Origin of the sequence: Pseudomonas sp. B6001 (assembly GCF_013386015.1) — a bacterium.
Classification (GTDB): domain Bacteria; phylum Pseudomonadota; class Gammaproteobacteria; order Pseudomonadales; family Pseudomonadaceae; genus Aquipseudomonas.
Window position 1 is genome coordinate 124,522 of sequence record NZ_JACAOX010000002.1, and the last position, 16,174, is coordinate 140,695.

At 61.3% G+C, this 16,174-nt stretch carries 14 protein-coding genes; 5 read left to right on the forward strand and 9 right to left on the reverse strand.

What is annotated here, in order from left to right; all coding sequences use genetic code 11:
- Positions 1-19: 19 nt before the first annotated feature.
- A complete protein-coding gene (gene glyA / locus HX821_RS02885; RefSeq protein ID WP_177035263.1) occupies positions 20-1,273 on the reverse strand; it encodes a serine hydroxymethyltransferase in 1,254 nt (417 codons plus the stop codon).
- Between the two features lie 257 nt (positions 1,274-1,530).
- On the reverse strand, positions 1,531-2,259 hold the full coding sequence (locus HX821_RS02890; RefSeq protein WP_177035264.1) for a TraX family protein: 729 nt from the start codon (positions 2,257-2,259) through the stop codon (positions 1,531-1,533).
- A 90-nt stretch (positions 2,260-2,349) separates the two neighbouring features.
- Between HX821_RS02890 and HX821_RS02895 the strand changes: the two genes are divergently transcribed.
- Both HX821_RS02895 and HX821_RS02900 read left to right on the forward strand, forming a co-directional pair.
- Positions 2,350-3,390 carry a low specificity L-threonine aldolase gene (locus HX821_RS02895; protein ID WP_177035265.1) on the forward strand — a complete coding sequence of 347 codons (1,041 nt, stop codon included), beginning with the start codon at positions 2,350-2,352 and terminating at the stop codon, positions 3,388-3,390.
- A 182-nt stretch (positions 3,391-3,572) separates the two neighbouring features.
- Positions 3,573-3,773: a hypothetical protein gene (locus tag HX821_RS02900; protein ID WP_003209176.1), complete on the forward strand. Its 201-nt coding sequence runs from the start codon at positions 3,573-3,575 to the stop codon at positions 3,771-3,773.
- Positions 3,774-3,895: 122 nt separating this feature from the next.
- On the opposite strand, the gene gbcB is transcribed toward HX821_RS02900, so the two are convergent.
- Entirely contained in the window at positions 3,896-4,996 is a 1,101-nt protein-coding gene (gene gbcB / locus HX821_RS02905) for a glycine-betaine demethylase subunit GbcB (RefSeq protein ID WP_008430657.1), read from the reverse strand.
- Positions 4,997-5,276: 280 nt separating this feature from the next.
- Between gbcB and gbcA the strand changes: the two genes are divergently transcribed.
- Entirely contained in the window at positions 5,277-6,572 is a 1,296-nt protein-coding gene (gene gbcA, locus HX821_RS02910; protein WP_177035266.1) for a glycine-betaine demethylase subunit GbcA, read from the forward strand.
- 759 nt (positions 6,573-7,331) lie between these two features.
- Here the strand turns inward: gbcA and HX821_RS02915 are convergent.
- From HX821_RS02915 to HX821_RS02940, 6 genes are all read right to left on the reverse strand, one after another.
- The gene (locus tag HX821_RS02915; protein WP_177035267.1) at positions 7,332-8,102 is read right to left on the reverse strand and encodes an electron transfer flavoprotein subunit beta; all 771 of its coding nucleotides are present in this window, start codon (positions 8,100-8,102) and stop codon (positions 7,332-7,334) included.
- Positions 8,103-8,112: 10 nt separating this feature from the next.
- On the reverse strand, positions 8,113-9,333 hold the full coding sequence (locus HX821_RS02920; RefSeq protein ID WP_177035268.1) for an electron transfer flavoprotein subunit alpha/FixB family protein: 1,221 nt from the start codon (positions 9,331-9,333) through the stop codon (positions 8,113-8,115).
- Entirely contained in the window at positions 9,333-11,273 is a 1,941-nt protein-coding gene (gene dgcB, locus HX821_RS02925) for a dimethylglycine demethylation protein DgcB (RefSeq protein ID WP_177035269.1), read from the reverse strand. Before dgcB ends, HX821_RS02920 begins: the two co-directional genes overlap by 1 nt.
- Before the next feature lie 158 nt (positions 11,274-11,431).
- Positions 11,432-13,492, reverse strand: coding sequence for a dimethylglycine demethylation protein DgcA (gene dgcA, locus HX821_RS02930; RefSeq protein ID WP_177035270.1), 2,061 nt, complete (start codon positions 13,490-13,492; stop codon positions 11,432-11,434).
- A 15-nt stretch (positions 13,493-13,507) separates the two neighbouring features.
- Positions 13,508-14,038 carry a DUF5943 domain-containing protein gene (locus HX821_RS02935; protein WP_008430647.1) on the reverse strand — a complete coding sequence of 177 codons (531 nt, stop codon included), beginning with the start codon at positions 14,036-14,038 and terminating at the stop codon, positions 13,508-13,510.
- Positions 14,039-14,114: 76 nt separating this feature from the next.
- On the reverse strand, positions 14,115-15,092 hold the full coding sequence (locus HX821_RS02940) for a dipeptidase (RefSeq protein WP_003216932.1): 978 nt from the start codon (positions 15,090-15,092) through the stop codon (positions 14,115-14,117).
- A 219-nt stretch (positions 15,093-15,311) separates the two neighbouring features.
- Here HX821_RS02940 and HX821_RS02945 point away from each other — a divergent pair, with 219 nt between their 5' ends.
- Positions 15,312-15,713 carry a lysozyme inhibitor LprI family protein gene (locus tag HX821_RS02945; protein WP_003216930.1) on the forward strand — a complete coding sequence of 134 codons (402 nt, stop codon included), beginning with the start codon at positions 15,312-15,314 and terminating at the stop codon, positions 15,711-15,713.
- Between the two features lie 42 nt (positions 15,714-15,755).
- Positions 15,756-16,172, forward strand: coding sequence for a DUF3010 family protein (locus tag HX821_RS02950; protein ID WP_177035271.1), 417 nt, complete (start codon positions 15,756-15,758; stop codon positions 16,170-16,172).
- The last annotated feature ends 2 nt before the right edge of the window (positions 16,173-16,174 follow it).

Consider the following 16,174-nt stretch of genomic DNA (forward strand, 5'->3'; position numbering starts at 1 on the left):
CATTACTCCAAAACCGCGCTCAGCGATAAACCGGGAAATCAGCGCACAGGGCGGCCACATGCTTGGCGACGTTGGCCTCCACATCGGCGTCGCCGAGGTTGTCGAGGATGTCGCAGATCCAGCCGGCCAACTCCAGGCATTGGGTCACTTTGAAGCCGCGTGTGGTCACCGCCGGCGTGCCGATACGCAGGCCCGAGGTCACGAACGGCGACTGCGGGTCGTTGGGCACGGCGTTCTTGTTGACGGTGATGTGAGCGCGACCGAGGGCGGCGTCCGCATCTTTGCCGGTGAGGCCCTGACGGATCAGGCTGACCAGGAACAGGTGGTTATCGGTGCCACCGGACACTACATCGTAGCCGCGTTTGATAAACACGCCGGCCATGGCCTGGGCGTTGTCGATCACTTGCTGTTGATAGGCCTTGAAACCTGGTTCCTGGGCTTCCTTGAAGCACACCGCCTTGCCGGCGATCACGTGCATCAGCGGGCCGCCCTGGGCGCCCGGGAATACCGCAGAGTTGAGTTTCTTTTCAATTTCTTCGTTGGACTTGGCCAGGATCAACCCGCCACGTGGACCGCGCAGGGTCTTGTGGGTGGTGGTGGTGACCACATCGGCGTAGGGCAGCGGGTTCGGGTACAGACCGGCGGCCACCAGGCCGGCGACGTGGGCCATGTCGACGAACAGCAGCGCACCGACCTTGTCGGCGATCTGGCGAAAGCGCGGGAAATCCAGGGTCTTGGAGTAGGCGGAAAAACCCGCCACGATCATCTTCGGCTTGTGCTCCACGGCCAGGCGCTCGACCTCGTCGTAGTCGATCAGCCCGGTGTTGGTGTCGATGCCGTATTGCACCGCGTTGTACAGCTTGCCCGAGGACGACACTTTGGCGCCGTGGGTCAGGTGGCCGCCGTGGGCCAGGCTCATGCCGAGGATGGTGTCGCCGGCGTTCAACAGCGCCAGGTACACCGCACTGTTGGCGGACGAACCGGAGTGCGGCTGCACGTTGGCATAGTCGGCGCCGAACAGCTGCTTGGCACGCTCGATGGCGAGCACTTCGACCTTGTCCACGTGCTCGCAGCCGCCGTAGTAACGCTTGCCCGGGTAACCTTCGGCGTACTTGTTGGTGAGGCCGCTGCCCTGGGCTTCCATGACACGCTTGCTGGTGTAGTTCTCTGACGCGATCAGCTCGATATGCTCTTCCTGGCGCTGCTCCTCGGCATTCATGGCCGCCAGCAGTGCATCGTCATAACCCTGGATCTGGTCTTGCTTGCTGAACATCGCGTCTCTCCCAGCGGCGGCGGTGCGCCAATCGTATTGTTGGGGCCGCCGCACGACGGAGGGGCCCTTTGATGCGATGGTAGGGCTGGCGCAGAGAGGTCAAATGCCTATGGACGCCACGCAAAGGTGCGTTTACGACATGGCCGGAACAACACAGAACAAATGTGGGAGCGGGCTTGCTCGCGAATGCGGTGGGCCAGCCAATATAGGTGCAGCCTGACACACCGCTTTCGCGAGCAAGCCCGCTCCCACAGGGGTTAGGCGATGATCTTGCGGACCAGTAGCAGCAGCAGGAAATGCGCCGGATAAAGCGCATACGCCCAGCGCCGCATGGCCGGTGGCGATACCTGCCCGGCATGTCGCAACAAGACCAATCCGGCCAGCGGCGCAATCAGGCATGTCGCCAATCCCAGCATCGCCACGAGGCTCCCGCTATTGAGCAGGATCTGCCATTGATTGGCAGCCAGGCACACCACACCCGGCAGCACGCTGAAGTACCACGGCCGGCGAAACACCAGCAGCATCGCCAACGGCAGTAGTACGCCAAAGAAACCGAACATCAGCTGCGCCGAGAAAAATCCCGCCAAAACCAGCGCGATCAACGCCAATCCTCGATCAATAACCGTCTTCTGCTGCCATCCCCGGGCAACCAGCAAACCCAGCGCCAGGGTCGGCAGTACGTTCAGCGTGTCGGCGTCGTCGATGAACATCCGGTACGGCACCTCACTGATCACACTGAACAGCAGCAACCAGCCCAGATAGCGCCACTGCCCCGTCACCGGCGCGTCCTTGACCCGATGCAAATTCGCCGCAACCGCCAGGCAAAACCACGGGAACGCCAGGCGGCCCGGCACATACAGCCCGTCCAGGCTCAAACCGACATACCGCAGGTGGTCCAGCACCATACTCAGCAGCGCCAGCCACTTGAGCAGGTCCAGGGCGCCATCGCGGACGCGGCTTACAGGAACGCTTTCAGAACCGTGCATAATTCCCCAATGACTTTGCATTAACAGTGCGTGCGCCCGCCCGACAATCTTGGGTAAAGTGCGCACCAACATCGACCACAGGACTGGGCCATGACCGACAAGAGCCAACAATTCGCCAGCGACAACTATTCCGGCATCTGCCCGGAAGCCTGGGCCGCCATGGAACTCGCCAACCAGGGCCATCAACGCGCCTATGGCGATGATGAATGGACCCACCGCGCCGCCGACGGTTTCCGCAGACTGTTCGAAACCGACTGCGAAGTGTTCTTCGCCTTCAACGGTACCGCAGCCAACTCCCTGGCGCTGTCCTCCTTGTGCCAGAGCTACCATAGCGTGATCTGCTCGGAAACCGCCCACGTCGAAACCGACGAATGCGGCGCGCCGGAGTTTTTCTCCAACGGTTCCAAGCTGCTCACCGCCCGCACCGAAAACGGCAAGCTGACCCCGGAGTCGATCCGCGAGATCGCCCTCAAGCGCCAGGACATTCACTACCCGAAACCCCGCGTCGTGACCCTGACCCAGGCCACCGAAGTCGGCAGCGTCTACACCCCGGAAGAAATCCGCGCCATCAGCGTCACCTGCAAGGAACTGGGGCTGAACCTGCACATGGACGGCGCACGCTTCTCCAACGCCTGCGCATTCCTCGGCTGCTCGCCGGCCGACCTGACCTGGAAAGCCGGTGTCGACGTGCTGTGCTTTGGCGGCACCAAGAACGGCATGGCCGTGGGTGAAGCGATCCTGTTCTTCAACCACAAGCTGGCCGAAGACTTCGACTACCGCTGCAAGCAGGCCGGGCAGCTTGCCTCAAAGATGCGCTTCCTCTCCGCCCCGTGGGTGGGCCTGCTGGAAAACGACGCCTGGCTCAAACACGCCCGCCACGCCAACCACTGTGCGCAATTGCTCAGCAGCCTGGTGGCGGATATTCCGGGTGTGGAGTTGATGTTCCCGGTGCAGGCCAACGGCGTGTTCCTGCAACTGTCGGAACCGGCAATTGCCGCGCTGACGGCCAAGGGCTGGCGCTTCTACACCTTCATCGGTAAAGGCGGCGCGCGGTTCATGTGCGCGTGGGATACCGAGGAAGAGCGCGTAAGAGAATTAGCCGCAGATATTCGGGAAGTAATGAGCGCCTGAGGTAGGCATCAGCCCCTCAGATAATGGCGAAAGGCCGAGACTGTTTTTTGATATTTCTGACAGCAACAAACTCCGTTTTCATTGACTAGCCTCTTGGAACCCGGAAGGAAAAGGCCGCCTTTCGGGACTAACCGCCAGCCGAATAATCGGCCGGAAACGGAAATCCAGCAGAGGGCAATACCATGGAAGCGCAACGCTACGGAAACAACTTGCTAGGCGAAGGCACTATCAGCACCACCGTCATCGACTGGGACGAATTCAGAAAATCCGCGAAAATCGGTGACACCATCAGCGAACCGACGAGGACATTGCGGATCACTGACAAGGTCTATGAACTGACAGCATCCGGCCAGCACTTCGTCGTGCATATCTATGCCCAATAACCTCTAACTGATCGTTCCCACGCTCTGCGTGGGAATGCAGCCCGTGACGCTCCGCGTCACACAGCGGGACGGGACGCGGAGCGTCCAAGGAGGCATTCCCACGCGGAGCGTGGGAACGATCATTAGAACTCGATGCGCACATCACCCTTCGGCACGCTGCAGCACGACAGGATGTAACCCTCGGCTTCGTCTTCCTCGGTGATCCCGCCGTTGTGGTCCATCTCGACCTCCCCGCCCAGCTTCAGCACCTTGCACGTCCCACAGATCCCCATGCCGCAAGCTTTCGGAATCAGCAGGCCAAGCTTGGCCGCCGCTGCGTGCACGGTCTCGCCCGGTGCCACGCGGATGCTCTTGCCAGAGGCAATGAATTCCACCTGATGCAGGTCCGCCAGGTCGATTTCCGGCGCATCCGCCGCTTGTTCGGCTTGCTCCACCGCGTCGGCCCGGGCTTCCGGTGGCGTCGCGCCGAAGGATTCCTCGTGGTAGCGGCTCATGTCGAAGCCGGCGGCTTCCAGCAGGCGCTTTACCGCGTTCATGTAAGGCGTCGGGCCGCAGCAGAAGACTTCCCGCTCCAGGAAGTCCGGCACCATCAGTTCGAGCATCTTGTGGTTCAGGTAACCGCGATAACCGGCCCAGGGTTCACCCAGGCCGTGTTTCTCGCAAATCAGGTGCAGGCTGAAGTTATCAATCCGCGACGCCATATGCTCCAGCTCGCGGTGGTAAATGATGTCCTTTGGCGAGCGGGCGCTGTGGATAAACGTCATGTCGACGTTGGCGTTGGTGTCGTAGAACCAGCGCGCCATGGACATCACCGGGGTAATACCGACACCACCACTGAGGTACAGCACTTTCGGGCTCGGGAAGTCGATGGCATTGAACAGCCCCACCGGCCCGTGCACCGCCAGCTCCTGGCCTTCATGCAGCGTGTCATGCAACCAGTTGGACACCTTGCCGCCCGGCACGCGCTTGATGGTCACCGAAAAGCTGTAAGGCACCGACGGCGAACTGGAAATAGTGTACGAACGCATGATCGGCTGGCCGTCGATTTCCAGCTCCAGGGTGACGAACTGCCCGGGCTTGAAAAAGAACAGGATCGGCTGGTCGGCCATAAAACAGAAGGTGCGCACGTCCCAGGTTTCCTGGATGACTTTGACGCAACGGACGATGTGCCGACCATTGGCCCAGGTCTGGGTTGTTACCGGGTTCAGGAAGCTGTTGGACATGCTGTTCTCCATAGCCGTGTGATCGGCCTTATGGTGGCGATTCTGCGTAACGCGAGAACCACCCATTTACCTATCTGCGACATTCACATACTTATCGCGACCAGCCCCCATACCACGGGGGTTGCGCGTCGGGAACAGAGTGGGCCATGTCGTTCATGGATAAGGTTCTGGCCGTTGTGGGGCCCACACTCGCTCCCAACAAAGACGCTTTCTTTACGCCTTGCTGCAAAACCTAGCCACTATTCGCCGGCCACACAGAATGGCCATGAGGACACACACGATGGACGTCACCGCAACCTTAAGCTTGGGCGATCCGCTGGAACCCGCACGCAAGGCCACTGCGCAAATGCTGCAAGAACGCGAGCGGACCTTTTCGCTGCCGCAGCCGTTTTACTCTGATGAACGGCTGTTCGATATCGACATGCAGGAAATTTTCCAGAAAGAGTGGTTGATCGCCGGCATGACCTGCGAGATCCCCGCCAAGGGCAACTACATCACCCTGCAAGTGGGCAAGAACCCGATCATCGTGATCCGTGGCGCCGACGGCGTGGTGCACGCATTCCATAACGTGTGTCGCCACCGCGGTTCGCGCTTGTGCACCAGCGACAAGGGCAAGGTTGCCAAGCTGGTGTGCCATTACCACCAGTGGACCTATGAACTGGACGGCCGCCTGCTGTTCGCCGGTACCGAAATGGGCGCCGACTTCGACATGAAGCAATACGGCCTCAAGCCGGTGAATGTGAAGACCGCCGGTGGCTACATCTTTATCAGCCTGTCGGAGAACCCGCCGGCCATCGACGACTTCCTGTCGACCTTGAGCCACTACATGGAACCCTACGACATGGAGAACACCAAGGTGGCGATCCAGACCACCTTGTTTGAAAAAGCCAACTGGAAGCTGGTGCTGGAAAACAACCGCGAGTGCTACCACTGCAACGCGTCGCACCCGGAACTGTTGAAAACCCTGCTGGAATGGGACGACGTTACCGACCCGCGGGCCGACCAGGCCTTCAAGGACCACGTGGCCGCCTCCGCCGCCGCCTGGGATGCCGAAAAGATCCCTTACGCCCACGCCAGCTTCGGCCTGCGTAACCGCATCGTGCGCATGCCGCTGCTCAAGGGCACCGTGTCGATGACCCTCGACGGCAAGCAAGGCTGCAACAAGCTGATGGGCCGCATCAAGAACCCGGACCTGGGCTCGATGCGCATCCTGCACCTGCCTCACTCGTGGAACCACTGCATGGGCGACCACATCATCGTGTTCACCGTGTGGCCGATCAGTGCCCAGGAAACCATGGTCACCACCAAGTGGATCGTGCACAAGGACGCCGTGGAGGGTGTGGACTACGACGTCGAGCGCATGCGCAAAGTGTGGGACGCCACCAATGACCAGGACCGTCGCTTGGCCGAAGAGAACCAGCGCGGCATCAACTCCACCGCGTATCAGCCAGGTCCGTACTCCAAGACCTATGAGTTTGGCGTGGTGAACTTTGTGGACTGGTACAGCGAGCGGATGCTGAGCAACCTGGGGGCGGCGCCAGCGCCGTATCTGAAAGGCGTCGCGGTCCACGATTAAGCCATACAGTGACAGGGACCTGAACTGTACAAAAAACAGCCAGGTCTCTGACAGACCCCTGCTTTCCTGCCTTCCAGCCATTGCCCAACAACTTATCCACAAAGCCACCCACAGCAATTGTGGGCAACTGCGCTTTCCCGTCGAAATAAAATCAAGAAAATCCGTGACTTATTCAAAGTTACCGGTTTTATCCCACATTGATCATTTTTTGACCTAAAGCCTGAAAGCCACGTCCTGCATGGGCTACAGAGGAACGCAAACACCTTATCCACAGAAGCGCCAACAGACTTTGGGGGCAACTTTGGACCATCTGTGGAAAACCGGCTTAAACCGAGCAAAATCGCGGCTTTGAGAGCAAAACTCAGTTGGAACGGCGATATTGGTTATATTTTAACCAGCACACTGTAAGCCACGTTTTATATGGCCTACAGCGGATAGCGAACATCTTATCCACAGAAGCACCAACAGACTTTGGGGGCAAGTCTGCGCCGGGTATTTTCCTTATCCACAGAAAAACCCAAGGAAAAACCGTCAGTTAGGTTGGTTGTTTTTCGTACAGCGAGCTGGAGGGCTTGATTTGCATGGGGTGTGGACAGCCGCGAACAGGTTATCCACAGGTGGGTTAACAGGGATTGTGGGTAAAGCCACAATCGCCGCAAAACAGTGTGGGAGCGGGCTTGCTCGCGAAAGCGGCGGATCAGTCGGTACATGAGTTACCTGACACACCGCCTTCGCGAGCAAGCCCGCTCCCACAGTGGATTAGCGCACTACACCTTCTTCTATAAGCAATTTAAAAATGGCTTCAGCGCCCGCCTCCGGGCTCACGCCTTTGAGCACCTGCCCACCGCCGCCGCTGGCCTTGGCCGTTGCAGCCTTCATCCGGTCGGCACCGCTTTTGGCCTTGATCACCTTGAGGCGCTTGGGCCGAGGCTTGGCCGGCTGCAATACAGCGCCTGTGAATAACTCATCCTCCAACACCTCGACGTCATGGGCCGTCAGCTCACCGCGTTGCGCCGGGCCGTAGGCGCTTTGCCGTGGCTTGGTCGCCGCGTTATCCACCGTGGCCATAAACGGCAGGCGCACCTTCAGCCGCCGCCGTTGGCCGCGAGGCAAGGCCTGCAGCACATGGGCCACGCCGCCTTCGATGGATTCCACCTGGGCCAGGCCGACAATCAACGGCCAACCCAGTTGCTCGGCCAGCAGGAACGGCAACATGCCCGAGCCTTCGCCGGTTTCCGCCTGGCTGCCGGTGAGCACCACTTGGGCGCCCGCGTCCCGCAGATAGTCGCCGAGCACCGGCAAGGCGTCTGCCCCGGCCGGTTGTTCAAGCACGTGCAACTGCGGCAAGCCCATGCCCAGGTAAGCGCGCAGGGTGGGTTCGCCGATGTCGCCGGCGTGCAGCACTTGCAGGTTATCCCCAGCCAGTTGCAGGCCCAGTTCCACAGCGCGCGCGTCTTGCTCGGCGCGGCGTGGGCGGCCTGAAGTCGGGTGGGCGCCGATGGACACCAGGCTGATTACATTCGTCGTCATGGCCATTTCCTTAAGCCGCATCGCGCTTGGCGCCGTGGCGGTAGGCCTCGACCGCAACGATCAAGGCTTGCAGTATCGCGGCGCTTTCGCCGATCACCGACAGGTCGGCACGCTTGATCATGTCGCAGCCCGGGTCGAGGTTGATCGCCACCACCTTGTCGCAGGCACCAATGCCTTGAAGGTGCTGGATCGCCCCGGAAATCCCCACCGCCACGTAAACCCGTGCAGTGACCCATGTGCCGCTGGCGCCCACCTGGCGATCGCGCGCCATGAAGCCGTCGTCCACCGCCACCCGCGAAGCACCTTCGGTGGCGCCCAACGCGGCAGCAGTCTGGTGGAACAGTGCCCAGTCCTTGACCCCGTTGCCGCCCGAGAAGATGAACTCGGCTTCGGCCATGGGAATTGCCCCCGGGTCCACGGCCACCGCGCCCAAATCCTCAATGCGCGGCAAGCTGCGGGCCAGGCTTGTGGATAACTCCACCGGCAACACTTCGTGACGGGTATCGCTGACAGGCTCGGCGCATTCCGCCGCCGCCAGGATCATGCGTGGCAGTGGCCGGGCCAGGTCTTGCTGACCGGCACCCGCACGGCCAATACATTCCTGGCCCTTGATCTGCCAGACCCGCGTGGCCGGGCGCTCCTTGAGGCTTGCGGCAAAGCGCCGGCCCAATTCCCCGCCACCGCTGCGGCTGTCCGGCAGCAACCAGTGGCGCGGGTTGAACTGGTTATCCACAGCCCGCAGGCCGTGAACCCGTTGCTCCGGTGAATAACCGTCGAATTCATGCCCGTCCAACACCAGCAGCCGATCCACACCGGCAGTGGCGAAGGCGTTTTCCTTGTGTTCGCCGAACACCACGGCCAATACCGCACCGTCGTCGCCGGCCAGTTGCCGGGCCAGGCCCAGCAAGTCGCGGTCGTGGCTGCTCAGGCGGCCGCCGACCATGTCCGGCACCACGTTGATGTAGAAAGCGGGCGCCGGTACCTGATGCAGCGGCAACTGCACTTCCACCGCTGCCGTACGCTTGGCCGCGCCGCCCTGCTGGGCGCCGCTGCGGTCAATACGCTTGATGCCGTTGGGGCCGATAAAACCGACACCGTGCACGTTCTTGCGGATGACCCCATTGGGCCCCATCCAGCTGTGTTGCACCGGCTGCATCGCCGCGTGCAGCGGGTGCAGGCGGTTACGGGCGATCCATTCGGCCCGTGGGTCGCGGCGGATAATGTCGCTCATCAATGCACCTCCGCAGGTTCGCGTTTCGGCGCCTTGGCCGGTGCCGCGTCTTCAAGCAACGCGTCAGCTACCAGTTCGGCAATGTCCTTGATCAAGGGACGCGGTTCGACCACGCCTTCCAGCATCGCCGTGCACTGTGGACAACCCACGGCCACCAGTTCGGCGCCGGTCTCGCGGATGTCTTCCATGCGCATGTCGGGAATCCGCTGCTTGCCGGGAATATCGGTGATCGGCGCCCCGCCACCGCCGCCGCAGCAGCGGGAACGGAAACCGGAACGTTGCATTTCCTTGACCTCGATCCCCAGCGCCCGCAGCACTTGGCGCGGTGCCTCGTACTCACCGTTGTAGCGGCCCAGGTAGCACGGGTCGTGATAGGTCACGCTGTTGCCTTTGTGCTGGCCCAGGTTCAGGGCGCCGGCGTCGATCAGTTCGGCCATGTAGGTGCTGTGGTGCTGCACCAGGTAGTTGCCATCGAAGGCGCCGTATTCGTTTTTCAGCACGTGGAAACTGTGGGGGTCGCAGGTGACGATGCGCTTGAAGCTGTACTTGGCCAGGGTCTGGATATTGCGTGCGGCCAGCAGCTGGAAAGTCGCTTCATCGCCCAGGCGCCGGGCCACGTCGCCGCTGTCGCGCTCTTCAAGGCCCAGTACGGCGAAGTCGACCTTGGCGGCTTTCAGCACTTTGACGAACGAGCGCAGGGTGCGCTGGTTGCGCATGTCGAAGGCACCGTCGCCGACCCAGAACAGCACGTCGACGGTTTTCCTGTCGCTGAGCAAGGGCAGGTTCAAATCCGCCGCCCAGTTCATCCGCCCGCCCGGCGCAAAACCGCCAGGGTTGTCGGTGGCGATCAGGTTTTCCAGGACTTCGGCGCCCTTGTTCGGGGTCGCGCCTTTTTCCAGGGTGAGGTGGCGGCGCATGTCGACGATGGCGTCCACGTGCTCGATCATCATCGGGCACTCTTCCACGCAGGCGCGGCAGGTGGTGCAGGACCACAGGGTTTCCGCATCCACCAGACCATTTACGATTGGCTGGTGCGGGTTGCCGGCGTGTTCGCCGATGGCTTTGCCCGGATACGGGCTGCCGGCGAACTTGGCGTCGGTGCCACCGGCCAGGCCGACGACCATGTCCTGGATAAGTTTTTTCGGGTTCAGTGGCTGGCCGGCGGCGAACGCCGGGCACGCGGCTTCGCACTTGCCGCACTGCACGCAGGCGTCGAAGCCGAGCAGTTGGTTCCAGGTGAAATCCACCGGTTTTTCCACGCCCAGGGGCGCGCTTTTATCGGCGAGGTCCAGGGGTTTCAACCCGGTGGAACGGCCGCCGCCGAAGCGTTCGGCGCGGCGGTGCCAGGCCAGGTGCAGGGCACCGGCGAAGGCGTGTTTCATCGGCCCGCCCCAGGTCATGCCGAAGAACATTTCCGACACGCCCCACAGCACGCCCAGGCTCAGCAGCGCGGCGAGCAGCCAGCCGCCGAAGTCCGCCGGCAGAATCCCGGCCACCGGCAAGGTCACCAGGAAGAAGCTCACCGAGAACGCCATCAGGCTTTTCGGCAGGCGCATCCACGGACCTTTCGACAGGCGTGCAGGCGGGTTGCGACGGCGCAGGTAGACGAAGGTGGCGCCGACAAACATCAGCACCGAAGCCAACAGCAAGGCGTAGCCGAGGATGCGGTTATGCAGGCCGAAACCGTGCACCAGGATCGCCAGCAGCGCCGAGAGCACAAAGCCCAGGGCGGTGGCGACGTGGGTGTTGGCGATGTATTTGTCGCGGGCGACCACATGGTGCAGGTCGACCATGTAGCGCTTGGGCATGGCCAACAGGCCGCCGAGCAAGTCGACCTTGGAGGCCCGGCCGCGGCGCCACATGTTCACCCGGCGCAGCGCGCCGAGGACGGCAAGGCCCAGGGCGGCGAAGAGCAGGATGGGAAGAAGGGTGTTCAACATGGTGAAGCTCCCGAAGACCACACAGGTCTACTGTGAAACTGGCCCGAAATGTGGGAGCGGGCTTGCTCGCGAAGGCAGCGTGTCAGTCGATGCATCCAGTGGCTGACACACCGCTTTCGCGAGCAAGCCCGCTCCCACATTTGACCGAGTACACCTCGTCAGAAATCCTTGCACAGGCGCAGGGCGTCATAGATGGCCGCGTGGGTATTACGCTGGGCCACGCAGTCACCAATGCGGAACAGCAAGTACCCCTCGCCCGGCTCGCTCAGGCACGGCTGCGGCTTGATCGCGAACAGGGCTTCGATGTCCATCTGGCCCTTGTTGCGCGAGCCTGCCTTGAGCCCATAGTAGAGCTCTTCGTCCGGACGCACGCCGTTCTCGACCACCACCTGGTCCACCACCCGCTCTTCCCTGGCCCCGGTGTATTCGTTCTCCAACACCGCCACCAGCTTGTCGCCTTCGCGGTAGACCTTTTCCAGCATCATGTCGCCGGTCATGATCACTTCCTTGGGGTACATGCTGCGGTAGTACGTCGGGAACGACGTACCGCCCACGGCCACGCCCGGCTTGATGTCGTCGGTGACGATCTCGACCTGGCTGCCCTTGTCCGCGAGGAAGTCGGCCACCGACATGCCGGTGAACTCGCAGATGGTGTCGTACACCAGCACGTTCTTGCCAGGTAGAACCTTGCCGTCGAGCACGTCCCAGCTGCTGACCACCAGGCCTTCAGCCGCGCCCCAGTGTTCGTTCTGCTCCAGGAACGGATGACCGCCCACCGCCAGCACCACCACGTCCGGGCGCAGGTCGAGGATGGTCGCCGCGTCCGCCGCCACACCCAGGCGCAGGTCGACGTTCAGGCGCGCCAGTTCCAACTGGAACCAGCGGGTGATCCCGGCAATCTGGTCACGCTGCGGGGCTTTCGATGCAGTGGTGATTTGCCCGCCGATAAATTCTTTCTTCTCGAACAACGTCACGTCGTGGCCACGTTCGGCAGCCACCCGCGCCGCTTCCATCCCGGCCGGGCCAGCCCCCACCACCACGACTTTGCGTTTTGGCCCGGTGGATTTCTCGATGATGTGCGGCACGCCCATGTATTCACGGGAAGTGGCGGCGTTCTGGATGCACAGCACATCCAGGCCCTGGTACTGGCGGTCGATGCAGTAGTTGGCGCCGACGCACTGTTTGATCTGGTCGATCTGGCCCATCTTGATCTTGGCGATCAGGTGCGGGTCGGCGATGTGGGCGCGGGTCATGCCGACCATGTCCACGTAGCCGCCATCCAGGATGCGCGTGGCCTGGTTCGGGTCCTTGATGTTCTGCGCGTGCAGCACCGGGGCCTTGACCACTTCCTTGATGCCGGCCGCCAGGTGCAGGAACGGCTCCGGTGGATAACTCATGTTCGGGATAACGTTGGCCAGGGTGTTGTGGGTGTCGCACCCCGAGCCGACCACGCCGATGAAGTCGAGCATGCCGGTGTCGTCGTAGTACTTGGCGATCTGTTTCATGTCCTCGTGGGACAGGCCGTCCGGATGGAATTCGTCGCCGCACAAACGGATGCCGACGCAGAAGTCCGGGCCGACTTCCTTGCGCACCGCCTTCAACACCTCAAGGCCGAAACGCATGCGGTTTTCGAAGCTGCCGCCCCATTCGTCAGTACGTTTGTTGACCCGAGGGCTCCAGAACTGGTCGATCATGTGCTGGTGCACCGCCGACAGCTCCACACCGTCCAGGCCACCGGCCTTGGCCCGTGCCGCAGCGGTAGCGTAGTTGCCGATCACCCGCCAGATTTCTTCAGGCTCGATGGTCTTGCAGGTGGCGCGGTGCACCGGCTCGCGGATGCCCGAGGGCGACAGCAGCGTGGGCCAATGCTCGCCGTCCCAGCGCGAGCGACGGCCCATGTGGGTAATCTGGATCATGATCTTGGCGCCATGCTTGTGCATGGCGTCGGCCAGGTTCTGGAAGTGCGGGATGATCCGGTCATCCGCCAGGTTCACCGACTTCCACCAGCCTTGCGGGCTGTCGATGGCGACACTGGAAGAACCGCCGCAGATCGCCAGGCCGATCCCGCCCTTGGCTTTCTCTTCGTAGTACTTCACATAGCGGTCGGTGGTCATGCCGCCGTCGGTGGCATACACCTCGGCGTGGGCGGTACTGAGCACGCGGTTGCGGATGGTCAGTTTGCCGATCTGGATCGGCGCAAACATTGCTTCGAAAGCCATGGCAGGGTCCTCGACTTACAACGGCTTGACGGTGAACAGGCCGTCGTCGTGGCCCTCTTCGGAGCCGCCGTAGACCTGTTCCGCAACGGTGCGGATCTTGCTGCCGCGGGCTTCGAGAATCTGGTCCATCGCGCCGGCAAACCAGCCGGTGAACATGTAGTCGACCTTGCGCCCGACCTTGCCGTACACGTAGACGAATGCCGAGTGCTCGAGCTTGACGCTGGCCGTGCCTTTATCGAGGTCGATGTCCTGGATCTTGAACAGGCCCCAGCCGCGCTGCGACAGGCGCTTCATGTAGTGCTCGAACACTGCGACGCCTTCCAGGCCATGGCATTCAGCTTCTTTTTCACACCAGTGCCAGGCGGATTTGTAGCCGGCCTTGTAGAGGATTTCGGCGTAGGCCTCGCTGCCCAGGACTTCTTCGATCCCCATGTGATTATTGACGAAGAAATGGCGCGGCACGTACAGCATCGGCAGGGCGTCGGAGGTCCAGACACCGGTTTCGCTGTCGACTTCGATAGGCAATTGAGGGGCGATCTTGGCCATGGAAACTTAACTCCGGAAAATGCTTTGGTAAGCCCCCGACGCATAAGGTTGGGGGAAAAGAGGCGTGAGTGGTGGCTTATTCGCCCCAGACGTCCTTCAGGACGTTGACCCAGTTTTCGCCCATGATCTTGCGCACCACGCGCTCGGGATGGCCGCGCTTGAGCAGGGTCTCGGTGAGGTTCGGGAACTCGCCCACGGTGCGGATGCCCAGCGGGTTGATGATCTTGCCGAAGCTGGTCAGGCGGCGGGCGTAGCCCTTGTCGTGGGTCAGCATTTCGAAGAAATCCTGGCCATGGCCCTGGGTGAAGTCGGTGCCGATGCCGATGGCGTCTTCGCCCACGATGTTCATGGTGTATTCGATGGCTTCGGCGTAGTCGTCGATGGTCGAGTCGATGCCCTTGGCCAGGAACGGCGCGAACATGGTCACGCCGACAAAGCCACCGTGGTCGGCGATGAACTTCAGCTCTTCATCGGACTTGTTGCGCGGGTGCTCTTTGAGGCCTGAAGGCAGGCAGTGGGAGTAGCACACCGGCTTTTTCGATTCGAGGATGACTTCTTCGGAGGTCTTGGAGCCCACGTGTGACAGGTCGCACATGATGCCGACGCGGTTCATCTCGGCGACGACCTCGCGACCGAAGCCCGACAGGCCGCCATCGCGCTCATAGCAGCCGGTGCCCACCAGGTTCTGGGTGTTGTAGCACATCTGCACCACGCCAACCCCGAGCTGCTTGAAGATCTCGACATAGCCGAGCTGGTCTTCAAACGCGTGGGCGTTCTGGAATCCGAAGATGATGCCGGTCTTGCCCTGTTCCTTGGCGCGACGGATATCGGCGGTGGTTTTCACCGGGATCACCAGGTCGCTGTTTTCGCGAATCAGGGTCTGGCTGGCCACGATGTTGTTAATGGTGGCCTGGAACCCTTCCCATACCGACACGGTGCAGTTGGCAGCGGTGAGGCCACCCTTGCGCATGTCTTCGAACAGGTCGCGGTTCCACTTGGCAATGATCAGCCCGTCGATAACGATGCTGTCGGCGTGCAATTCGGCTGGGCTCATCAGGCGTCCCCTTATTGGCGATTCATGCGCCGAATCGTCTGCCGGCGCTTTGGGGCCAGCATATGCCCCGGGGCAGAAGGAGCCGGGTGCAAAAACGACAAGGGAATTGCCGAAAGCGTCAATCCGCGACAAAGGCCAACATGACATCTCTGACGGGTGTCTGTTCTTTGTCTTACGCTTGAGCCAGAATTTGCTCATCAACTGATATGAGACGGCGCAATGAAATCGATTTTCCTGGCTTTGGCACTCATCGCAACCGGCGTACACGCCGCTGAAGACACCGACAGCACGCCCTGCGATGGCATCGAGAACGACAAGCAAACCCTGGAATGCGCCACCTACAACAAAACCACCGCCGAACAACTGCTCAAGGATAACTACCAGGGCTTGCTGGAACGCATGGGTTCGACCTATGGCAGCAACAAGACGCAGCTGGCGGACATTACCGCTCGTCTGAAGGATGCCCAGCAGAAGTGGGAAAAGTTACGTGATGCGGATTGCGCCGTAGATACCTTTCCGGCAGTGGCGGGAAGCAAGGCATATGCGATCCAGCAGAATGATTGTCTGGCGCGGATGAGTGATGAACGGTCGGAGTTTTTGGAGTCGATTGGGCAGGAATAAGCGACAATCCCCTCCACTCTTTACTCAGAACCAAGGCTATTCATGACAATCTGCGGCATCGAAATCAAAGGCAGCGAAGCCATTATTGCTGTCGCCTCTCTCGACGGTCAGGCATTGAGCCATGTAGCCCTGGCCACCAAGAAAATCGCCCTTGAAGACGATGATGAGGCGGCCAACGTCAAGGCCTTCGCCGCTCAGGTCAGCGCGTTTGTGCGGGAAAACGGCATCAGCCGCATCGCCATCAAGAAGCGCAGCAAGAAAGGCGAATTCGCCGGTGGCCCGACTACGTTCAAGATTGAAGGTGTGTTTCAGTTGCTGGAGGGCGTTGAAGTGACGCTGCTGTCGCCGCAGACCATCAATGCGCAGAACAAGAAACATGACTTTGCCCTGCCGGCGACGCTGAACAAGTATCAGCATGAGGCCTTCAAAGCCGCGTGTTCAGCCCTGCTGAAGAAATAAGC